This is a genomic window from Bartonella sp. AP1QHHD, assembly GCF_042196265.1.
Lineage (GTDB): Bacteria > Pseudomonadota > Alphaproteobacteria > Rhizobiales > Rhizobiaceae > Bartonella.
On the sequence record NZ_JBHIPW010000040.1, the window covers coordinates 1 to 7,649 of the forward strand.

The following is a 7,649-nucleotide window of genomic DNA, read 5'->3' on the forward strand; positions in this document are numbered from 1 at the left end:
CCGTAAGGACACTTTCATGCTTTAAAACTTCTACCTCTAAAGCAAATACATAAAAAGCTGCACGCATAGTGCAGCTTTTTTTGTAAATTCTTCTTAATTACTCTAAAATTCAGCCCTCTTATTTAAAATGCTCTTTGCAATCAACATTGTATTTGACAAAAATAAAATCCATGCTAAGGTGAAACGAGTGGTTATCAGTGATTTTTTTTATCAACTATAAGGGGGGAAATATATGAATATTTCACTTAATAAAGTAAAAAATGTTATTGAATTGGCTGCTGATGAAGTTGTGCCAACTGCAATGCTTACTAAGTATGCACAGCGTAACGATATTCAAATTTATCAAAGTGAGCTTGATGAGCTTAATATGAATGATTCGCTGGAAGTTTAATGATGTATTGTTGATGCAAATCTGCTTATCCATCCATCTTTAAAAATTAAGCTTATTTAATAGCATGTTTCAGTTATTTTCAGAGGGCTTTTCTCAAAAAATTTGGGCTAAGCAAGCAGCTGAATTGTCAATTTCGTACATCCCTTTCAATGAAAGAGATGTTTTGAATGCTTTAAGACAATACGCTCTACATCCTCATAAACTCTTAGCTCTTAATCCTAAATCCGAAGTAGTAACAGTGGTTAATGGAGTGCGGAGTCCACGTCCTCTTTCAAACTTTCTTGTTTTAGATACGGATAGAACTATAGAAGAATATACTGCCCGCGTTGACCAATATGCCGAAGGACAAGAATGGGCGGTCATGTATTATGGATTATACGCTGCAACCCCTGTTCTATGGGATGTGGCAAAACAGTTTTCAGATCAATTAGCTCATTCTTTAGGTTTTAGGCCTGGTGGGCGCGTGGATATTGACTGCTTCATCGGCCGATATTCCTCCACCCATGTTGGGATACATGTGGATCACGCTCATAATTTTGGTTTTACTCTACAGGATGGCAAAACAATGTTTGCATGGCCCAGTACACGAGAAGACCTCCAAGGGCTAAAATATCCTGAATATGAAGCGCATAAATTAACAGCAATTGCGCTGCAAAACCGTACAGACCGTGTTGCCTACTTTCCCCATGATGCTTTCCACGTTGCTGAAACTGGAAAAAATATCGCGGCAAATATCAATATTGCTTTTTGGGAAACAGCACACGATGCACAACATCATAAAAATTATGTCACGCATTTACTCCATCTTGATGATCGAACGCGACATGATATCCGCGCATCAGGAAGAGCAAATTTAAACCCTGATAATGCTTTTCAACACTCTGCACTAAACTCCGCCATCGCAAATGGTACCTTAAAACGCCATATGCTGGTTTCTCAATTAATTTGTGATACAAGTTCACGTTTATGTGTCAAGCGCCCCCTTATTGACGTCTCTGAGATTGAAAATGAAATCACTCTTCGCGCATCTGCAACCCTCCAATGGGTGCCCTTACTAGAAACAAAAGAACTCCTCATCGCAGCAAATGGGCATTGCGCCAGTTTTGAGTATAGCTCTCATCTAGAACATTTCCTTTCTCAACTTTCATCAGGAAAAAAATTAGATCTAGCAAAATTAAATGATAAACCACATGACACAGCACAGAAGGAAATTTTAAAAGCTGTAAAAGCTTTAGCATGTTGGGGAGCATTGTGACAAAGAAAAAATCCATGATTTTTACCCAAATGGGACTTTTCCTTGTTTTGAGCTTTAGCAGCTTTGCCGATGAAACAGCACAAGTTACATTTGCTCTACACTTAGCAGAAAGCACAGCATCTATTTCAATGCTGCTGTTTGCAGGGCTTGTCGGGGCAATTTGTGCCGGACCAATTGCACCACGCCTCTTGCATCGCTTCCAACCAGCGCGAACAGTACCCATTGTTTTATTGTTTGAAGCACTCTTTATAGCCACAGCTGCAATCGCCAACCAATTTTGGGTTTATATTGCCCTTTCTTTTGCACTAGGGTGTGCTGGTTCACTCTTTTGGTCTGCTATCCTTGTTGCTGTACCTGACTTCGCAAAAAATGATCGGCAATTAGACCATATCAACCGCATTATCCAAACAGTCCGTAATCTTGGCTACATTGCAGGACCACTGTTAGGAGGTGTGCTATATGGTCTCTCAAACGGGCAAAAAGGGCTCTTTGCACTATCTATCATGGTTCTCTGTGCAACCTTTATCACTCTCTTCTGTTTTAAAAGTTTAAACATACATATGCCAACAACCACAACACAGCAAGCCAAAAAGGGACTAGATTTAAGAGGGCTCTTGCGTAAAAAAAATGTTGTCTATGCTCTTTCTCCCCTCATCATCACCATCATCCTCACCTCTGCTCTCAACGTCTTATCGATTGTCCGCATTCGTACCGATCTCAACTTAAGCGCTGAAACCTATGGGGTAATCACAAGCATGATAAGTCTAGGCCTCGTGGTTGGTCCACTCTGTTTCTCCAGCCTTTTTCATCGCTTTGGCAATGCCGCTGGTGCATCACTGGCTGCCACAACCATTGGCTTAGCAATTTTCTGCTTTTCTCTCACATACATTGTATGGTTAATGATGCTGTCATTTTTCATCCTTGGTGGTGCAAACGGCGTACAAAATGCTCTAATGGCAAGTTTTATGATGAAAGCCATTCAGAAAGAACACCGAAACAACCAAATGCCCGCCTATATCTTCATCATACAAACAGCGGTGTGCCTTGGCTTTCTAGGAGCTGGTTTTGTAAAAGTGCATCACACCCAATACACACTATTTATCATTGGCATTGCCACCATGATCGCAGGCCTATTAGGCTTTACGTTAAACCGCGCTATGCAAAAAAAGGAATGGGATAATGCCTAGCAAACTTTGCCATCTTTTCTCTCGAAAAAAACCATGCCCAAAAATGGCATAAAAATCATCACCTAATCAAATTATTGTATCTCCCATGCAACCCCATACCAAGCAATGTGATTTTGATAAACCATTCTCGTGTGGAGGAACAAACAACCCCAGCAAACAACCATTGCCAAAACTTGATATTTCAAAGCAGAAGAAAACAGTTTAACATCATGCAACAAGACCCTATAGGCTTAAACTTTTACAATAGAACAGGTGGTTATGTATGGCAACTGGCAGACTATATGCTACATGACTTGAATGAAAGCATCCACACACTTGAATTGCAAAAACCAACACCACCTATAGCCATCAATTCTTTCGCTGTCTACCCACGTGAACTCAATCCTTTATCACGCGTTCAATGGGCAAAGGACGTACAGATAACGAGAAACAAACCAGCACTCATTGGCAAACGGCAAATACAACCCATCACCATTGTTTCTACAAAAGGAGCGACATTTGGCGGATTCGACTTTCCCATATTTGAAGCACTTCGTGAAGGCTGCCTTGTCCAACCCTTAAAAGAAATCAAACTCAATGGTACTCTTCTTGCCTCTGGAAGTCTTTTGATATCACTGCTACGACACGGTCTCATCGAAACAGATCAAAAAGCCTTTTCAGAAAATGATGCAACAGCTCTTTTACGAGAGACAACATGTCGTATCATCGATTCTCCTCTTGGCACTCTTGCCATTAATCAACTTAATGGGCGCACAATCCGGCTTCATGAAAAAACAAAACATCTCTTGCAGAAAGCTGCCACACCAATGCATCTTCAATACCCGCTAGAGGATTCAATAAAGTTTCTTGTAAAAGCAGGAATGCTACGATTGCTCACATTATAAGGATAAAAAGATGCAGCTGATAAGACCTGGCATGGGAACAGAAAATAGTGCTCAACTTATCCATACGCTTATTCAAATGGCAAGACCGCGCACAGTCATTGAAATCGGTGCTGGTAATAGTACGCGCTTTATCGCAAAAGCACTTCAAAAAGCGAATTTATCATGGCAACAAGATAAAAAGCTTTTAGAATCCGCCATTTGGGAAGAGCGCACAGCGTTGCTTGATCCTTCAGGAGTCCTTGAGAATTACGAACCACGGCTTATCACAATTGATGATTTTACAGTAGAAGGTCAATCAGCAGAAGAAGCATGGCACGAACTTCTTAAAGATAGCATTAAAAAAGACACTGTAACATTTATCAATGAAAATTTTTTCTCTCTTGATGAAAGCACCCTCAAATCTTGGGCGCCAATAGATTTTGCTTGGATTGATGCAGGAACCCCCGCAGATGATGTACGATTTGTTCTAACCCTTTGGGAACATATCACACCTGGTGGTTATCTTTGTTTGCATGAACCAACAATGATAACAACAATTGCTCTCAATGGCGAACAACGGGTTCGACGTGTTAGAACCCCTATCTGGGAAGAACTCCTCTATCGGCTTGATGGCTCCTATGAGGCTTTAACACTCCCCGAAAACCACAAATATCGCCAAGGTGGTCTGGGAATTATTCGCAAACGCACCCCAGCCGAACAAATTGTACGCGCACAATCACTACAAGCAGAACTCATAGAAATCAATGAACTTCCCATTCGCAACGATCTTTTGCCCATGGGAAAAGAAACCCTTCACAAACGCAATACCCGCAATTCACTGATCTCTGCCATGACATCACCGACACTGCGCGCTGTTTATGCCACCATCATCCTTGGTGCAAAAAATCTTACTGATATCCTCAAACATGTCGATTCAGATGCCAAAAACATTCACAAATCCATCAATCGCCTTTTGAATCTTGGACTTATTCACAACACAACAGAAGGATTTCAAGCCGAAGAGACAGTGTGGAAAATGCTAGAAAATAAACATGAACGGAATAGGGAAAATTTAAGCGACCGCCATTTAGAAACAGAAGAGATGCTATCAAAAATTGGTGAAGCCTTTCAAATGGGAAAAACCTATAGCGAAACGGAAGTTTCCAAGATATGCAACCTCTTTACGATAGACTTTGCCCGATTACGACGCACTCTTGTTGAGAGAGTTTTTTTACAACGCCATGGAGGAAAATATCAACGCATGCGCTAAAAGAGAATTGAAAAATGATTAGCGAACGCTATCGTTTTTCTTCTCTATTTCAAGAGAATGAATAACCTTCCACTAAAAAAATGTAATTTCATTAAAAGGTTACAAAATCATTCATCCCATTCATATGTTGACAATCTATGGAGATGAGATTAGCGTGCTCTCTTCGCAAGAGATGCAATGGGGAGGAACAAGAGTGCGGGATGTCAATTGGTTATTAAATAGGGTTAGAAACAGTCAAACCCATCAGGAGAAGATATAGGATCAAGGTCTCAATGATCTTACGATTGTTGCGCGAACATCCGGGCACAGTGTTGTTGCTCAATCCAAATCATGCTCGATATTTCTAAAAACATCGTAGAAAAAACAATATTCTTGCATTGGACTGGCTAGTGAATCAAGAAAGATACTATTTCAACGAAATGTGCACAGCAAAAACAGGGCTGGCAAAACTTCCTCAAAAGATACAACAAAATGTCTTTGATCATTTAACAACACTTCTATGGAAATTCCATGGGCAAAAATAAAATTCCTTTTTTCATCTATAGCACAGTTTTTCTTTCTGAATTTTCCTTTTTCTTTGTACTCCCTCTGCTTGGAAACTCTTCTCTCATAACTGCTGCCAATGTTGCTTTTTATCTCGCTGGATCAGTAATCCTTGAAAGCATTCTCATGGTAACCACAACGGGTTTATTAGAAAGATTTTCGCGTAAACTCTTAATGGCTACCGCCTTTATTTTAAGGAGTAGCGCTTTTGTGTGCATTATCCTATCGCTCACACCTTCTGCATGGTTGATCTTTTTTACCTTAATGGCTTTTTCGAAAGCAATTTCAAAGCCATTTTTGAGAGAAATTTTATCAGAACATCTCAATAAAAATGCTCTTAAGCGCGCATTAACTCTCTATTCTTTTTTTCAAAATGCTGCTGTCGTTATCGCCCCTCTTGTTGCAACGAGTGCTATAAAATACAACGCATCGACCTTCTTAATGGCTTTTTTTGCACTCCTTGGTTTGTATCTTTGTGTTCTATCCATTCAAATTGTTTATCATTACCCGCATAAAACATTATCTCTTGAAAAGAATAAAAAAACAAAAAAAGCTCTTCTTTCTTCTTTAAAAACAATAATACATAATCGTTCTATTGCTTATTTGCTGGTCACGGCTTTGCTTTGTGCATTCCTCATGGGAATTTTCATCACCACCACAACACTTCTCAGTAAATTTGACAGCAATCTCGCCCCTTATAGTGGAATTTTCTTTTCAATTGTTGGCATCAGTATTTGTATCTGGCAAGGAATAATCAATAAACATCTCAGCCTTTCTGATAAATCAACTTTCTACCTATTATGGCTTATGGGAAGTTTCTCCTCATTTTTCCTCATGGGTGGGGTCTTTACCGCTGTGACTGCATTAATTGCCTACAGTGTCTATGAATCTGTCATGATTCCAGAGATATACTATCAAGCAGGGAAAACAACCTCATCCCTCTCTGCCAGCGTTCTTTTTAGTTATATTCTTGTTATTTCAAATATTGGCCAAGCTGCCGGCTCATGGATAAGTGGATGGATCATCAGCCATTTCAACAATCATATCGCTTTCACCTTTTGCATGATTGTTGGTGCCTCCGCCTTTGCTTCTTGCCTGTGCCTCATGCAAACTAAAAAATAAGCAGCTTCCATGTCACATATAATTTTTGCAACCGGTGGCACAACAAGAGTGCCTAAAACACTTCGCCATAAATGGCTCAATTATGATTTTGTAACACACTCTGCGACAAAAAAGCTCAAAACGGTCTTTAAAGATTGCTCTGTAAACTCCGTTGCAAATTGTCTCATAGCTTAAAGGATTATGGGGTAGACAAGCGTAAGGTAGCTACATTCTGCACGAATAATATTCTATTGATATCCATGTGCAATACAGCCAAATCATTTTTCTTATAATTCGCTCATTTCTGCCATGACCTCACCGACACTACGCGCTGTCTATACTGTTATTATACTTGGTGCTAAAATTCTTTCTGATATCCTCAAACTTGTCAATTCAGAGACCAAAAACATTCACAAATCTATTAATCACCTTTTAAACCTTAGTCTTATTCAAAACACAACAAAGGGATTTCAAGCAATCGATAAATTATGGCAAGCGCTAGAAGATAAAAATGTACGAAATATGGAAAATTTTAGCGATCGCCATTTAGAAACAGAAGATATACTTACAAAAATTGCAGAAGCATTTCAAATAGGAAAAAACTATCGCGAAACAGAAACATCAAAAATATGTAGCCTTTTTACTTTAGATTTTGCGAGATTAAGACGAACCTTGGTGGAAAATGGATTTTTAAGACGATATGCAAGCAAATATCAGCGCATACGTTGAAAGAAAAAATTCAAGCATTTGAGTTTTTCTTGTGCAGCGTTTTGTTTTTTTGTTTTCTGTAAAGAGAATTTAGGACAGCTATGCGCCCCCTTAGTATTTAGTGGTATAGATAGTTTGGAGTTCAAGGAATTGTTTGCAGTTTTTTTGTTACAAAAAGTTAGCGGATTGTTTTGAGGATTTGGCTATACAGGCTACACATAAGACAAAAGAAGAGATGACATAAGAGCCAAGAAAATCTGAGTTTAGATTTAATCCTTGAGCGCCCTTTAAGTGTGTGGACTTACGTACCTTAATGGCTTTTACCTCCCCC

Annotated in this window: 8 protein-coding genes; all 8 read left to right on the top strand. The window is 39.4% G+C overall.

Annotated features, from left to right (window positions below):
* The first annotated feature begins 232 nt into the window (after window positions 1-232).
* The 8 genes from ACFIME_RS04020 to ACFIME_RS04055 all read left to right on the top strand — a co-directional run bounded on the left by ACFIME_RS04020 (window position 233) and on the right by ACFIME_RS04055 (window position 7,339).
* Window positions 233-391, top strand: coding sequence for a hypothetical protein (locus ACFIME_RS04020; protein WP_375618735.1), 159 nt, complete (start codon window positions 233-235; stop codon window positions 389-391).
* 64 nt (window positions 392-455) lie between these two features.
* Entirely contained in the window at window positions 456-1,646 is a 1,191-nt protein-coding gene (locus ACFIME_RS04025) for a hypothetical protein (protein WP_375618736.1), read from the top strand.
* Complete coding sequence (locus ACFIME_RS04030) at window positions 1,643-2,833, top strand: MFS transporter (protein WP_375662665.1); 1,191 nt, start codon at window positions 1,643-1,645, stop codon at window positions 2,831-2,833. The genes ACFIME_RS04025 and ACFIME_RS04030 overlap by 4 nt, the downstream gene beginning before the upstream one ends.
* A gap of 113 nt (window positions 2,834-2,946) precedes the next feature.
* Entirely contained in the window at window positions 2,947-3,717 is a 771-nt protein-coding gene (locus ACFIME_RS04035; RefSeq protein WP_375662666.1) for a hypothetical protein, read from the top strand.
* 10 nt (window positions 3,718-3,727) lie between these two features.
* Window positions 3,728-4,966, top strand: coding sequence for a DUF2087 domain-containing protein (locus tag ACFIME_RS04040; protein ID WP_375662667.1), 1,239 nt, complete (start codon window positions 3,728-3,730; stop codon window positions 4,964-4,966).
* 510 nt (window positions 4,967-5,476) lie between these two features.
* A complete protein-coding gene (locus ACFIME_RS04045; protein WP_375684533.1) occupies window positions 5,477-6,631 on the top strand; it encodes an MFS transporter in 1,155 nt (384 codons plus the stop codon).
* 9 nt (window positions 6,632-6,640) lie between these two features.
* Entirely contained in the window at window positions 6,641-6,805 is a 165-nt protein-coding gene (locus ACFIME_RS04050) for a hypothetical protein (RefSeq protein ID WP_375634983.1), read from the top strand.
* A 114-nt stretch (window positions 6,806-6,919) separates the two neighbouring features.
* Window positions 6,920-7,339 (top strand): DUF2087 domain-containing protein, encoded by a 420-nt coding sequence (locus tag ACFIME_RS04055; RefSeq protein WP_375662669.1) that lies wholly within the window; start codon window positions 6,920-6,922, stop codon window positions 7,337-7,339.
* Window positions 7,340-7,649: the final 310 nt, after the last annotated feature.

Bases quoted from the DNA above. Each gene is read 5' to 3' on its own strand.
- ACFIME_RS04055 (WP_375662669.1), top strand. From the start codon at position 6,920: ATGACCTCACCGACACTACGCGCTGTCTATACTGTTATTATACTTGGT.
- ACFIME_RS04020 (WP_375618735.1), top strand. From the start codon at position 233: ATGAATATTTCACTTAATAAAGTAAAAAATGTTATTGAATTGGCTGCT.
- ACFIME_RS04025 (WP_375618736.1), top strand. From the start codon at position 456: ATGTTTCAGTTATTTTCAGAGGGCTTTTCTCAAAAAATTTGGGCTAAG.
- ACFIME_RS04045 (WP_375684533.1), top strand. From the start codon at position 5,477: ATGGGCAAAAATAAAATTCCTTTTTTCATCTATAGCACAGTTTTTCTT.
- ACFIME_RS04050 (WP_375634983.1), top strand. From the start codon at position 6,641: ATGTCACATATAATTTTTGCAACCGGTGGCACAACAAGAGTGCCTAAA.
- ACFIME_RS04040 (WP_375662667.1), top strand. From the start codon at position 3,728: ATGCAGCTGATAAGACCTGGCATGGGAACAGAAAATAGTGCTCAACTT.